Source organism: Bacteroides cellulosilyticus DSM 14838 (assembly GCF_000158035.1).
GTDB lineage: Bacteria > Bacteroidota > Bacteroidia > Bacteroidales > Bacteroidaceae > Bacteroides > Bacteroides cellulosilyticus.
The window spans coordinates 1,117,205-1,119,203 of the sequence record NZ_EQ973490.1; the positions used below are offsets into that span (position 1 = coordinate 1,117,205).

A 1,999-nucleotide genomic window follows, 5' to 3' on the forward strand; every position below is an offset into this window, starting at 1 on the left:
TCTTGGTTTTGAGAGGAAGTCTTTGTCAACCGCCTTCGACTATATATAGTCAATTGGCGTGCCAAAACAATAAAACACTGATTATCAACGAATATACGATTTCAAGCTATGTTCATTTCCGGACAAGTGTCCGCATAAAAGCGGACAAACCAAGAATAAAGTACACTTTTCCCTTCAAGTTAAAACTTCGGTAAATGGATGTTATTGCATTTTTGCCAGTTATAATACTTGTTAATTTCAAGGAATTCGATATAAGAGAAAATCATTCATGCCGAATGTTTTATAACTTTGTTTTCAAATCAGCTCTACTTATATTAGCTAAACATGAAAAACAGAAAAACACTCTTACTTATACTACTTTGTACTTCTCTTCACGTTTATTCCTTCTCTTACCGTTATATAAATACAGAAAACGGATTGAGTAGCAACCGTGTATTCCAGATTGAGAAAGACACTACCGGATTCATGTGGTTTGTGACCTACATGGGCATTAACCGTTATGACGGATCAGAGATACGCAACTACAAACTCAGTATTCAGGACACCATCGAAGAAATCTATTTCCCTTCCACAAAGATGGTGAAAGACCGGGATGGTGGCATTTGGATTGTACTCTATACCGGAAAAGTTTTTAGATATAACAAAAACATAGATGATTTTGAGTGTATGCTGGACATCCGAAAAGACCTGCATTCCGACAGTCACATTATCTCTTCCGTGTTCTTCGATGAAGCTAACCGACTATGGATATGTTCGAATATGGGATTGTACACTTATACCCCCCGCCAAGAACTCCGGTTCGTACGCGTTTTTAAAGATAAAAACACATATGTTGTAACCCAACAAAACAGCCATACCTATTATGTAGCTTCTAATGAAGGTATCTATAAGATAAAGGAAAAAATACCCGACGATTATACAATCATCGAAAAGAACGCCCTGCCCGAATCTTCCGGGCCGGTAACAACCATGTTATGTCATGAAGAGTACCTCTACATCGGTACCGAGTCCAAAAGCGTCTTCATGCTTGATTCTAAACGCAACCTGCGCATATCATTGAACCCAATCATTCCCAATGTCCCCATCCGGGCTATAAAATGTTTGGCAGACCATCATATTCTGGTTGGTACTGATGGATCCGGTGTTTATGTGGTGGATACTCAAACCCACAAGCTGGTCAGTTCCTATGTGGCCGACGATGATGTGAAAGACGGTCTAAGAGGAAATACCGTTTATGATATCTACGTGGATAATGCCGGTTGCCTCTGGATAGCCACCTATACTAACGGAATTACCATTATTGACCCGTTTTCGCCGGAAATTATACGTACACGTCACGAATACCGAGAACCCAATTCGCTAATCAACAATCATGTGAATGTTATTTTCGAAGATTCCGACGGCGATCTGTGGTATGGAACCAATAACGGAATCAGTGTTTATGACACCCGGAAACAAAGATGGAAACATTTCCTCGACAACCAGGAGAATAAAGCTGTTATTCTATGTTTCTGTGAAGACAAAGATGGCAATATCTGGACGGGAGGATACGGTGTAGGCGCATTCCGCATAGATAAACAAAGTGGTAAGATACACTCCCTCTTGCATCAAAAAGGAGCCAATGCCTCCGGGACATTTGATGCCTATCACATCTATGCCATGTATGCCGATGATGAGAACCTATGGTTAGGCAGTCTCGACAAAAGTATGATCCAATATAATCTCCGCACCAAATCTTTCAATTATCACAGCATCGAAGCTATAGGCGATATAAAACCTCTCAATGACAGTATTCTGCTTTGCGGTACAGCCAATAGCCTGGCAGTATTTAATAAGAACACCCACCACTATAAAGAATACCTCCATATCGGTCAGCGCATACAGAATCGTGCAATCCGTAATATTGCTCCTGTTTCCAATAAAGAAATCTGGATGAGTACAGAAGGGAACGGAATCATTTGCTACAATCTTGAGTCCGAAACCTCCACCTCTTATACTG

1 protein-coding gene is annotated in these 1,999 nt (G+C 40.5%); it reads left to right on the forward strand.

Annotation, left to right across the window (positions count from 1 at the left end):
• Positions 1-324 precede the first annotated feature (324 nt).
• Positions 325-1,999 (forward strand): ligand-binding sensor domain-containing protein (locus BACCELL_RS08745; protein WP_007211349.1); only part of this gene is annotated, 1,675 nt, incomplete at its 3' end.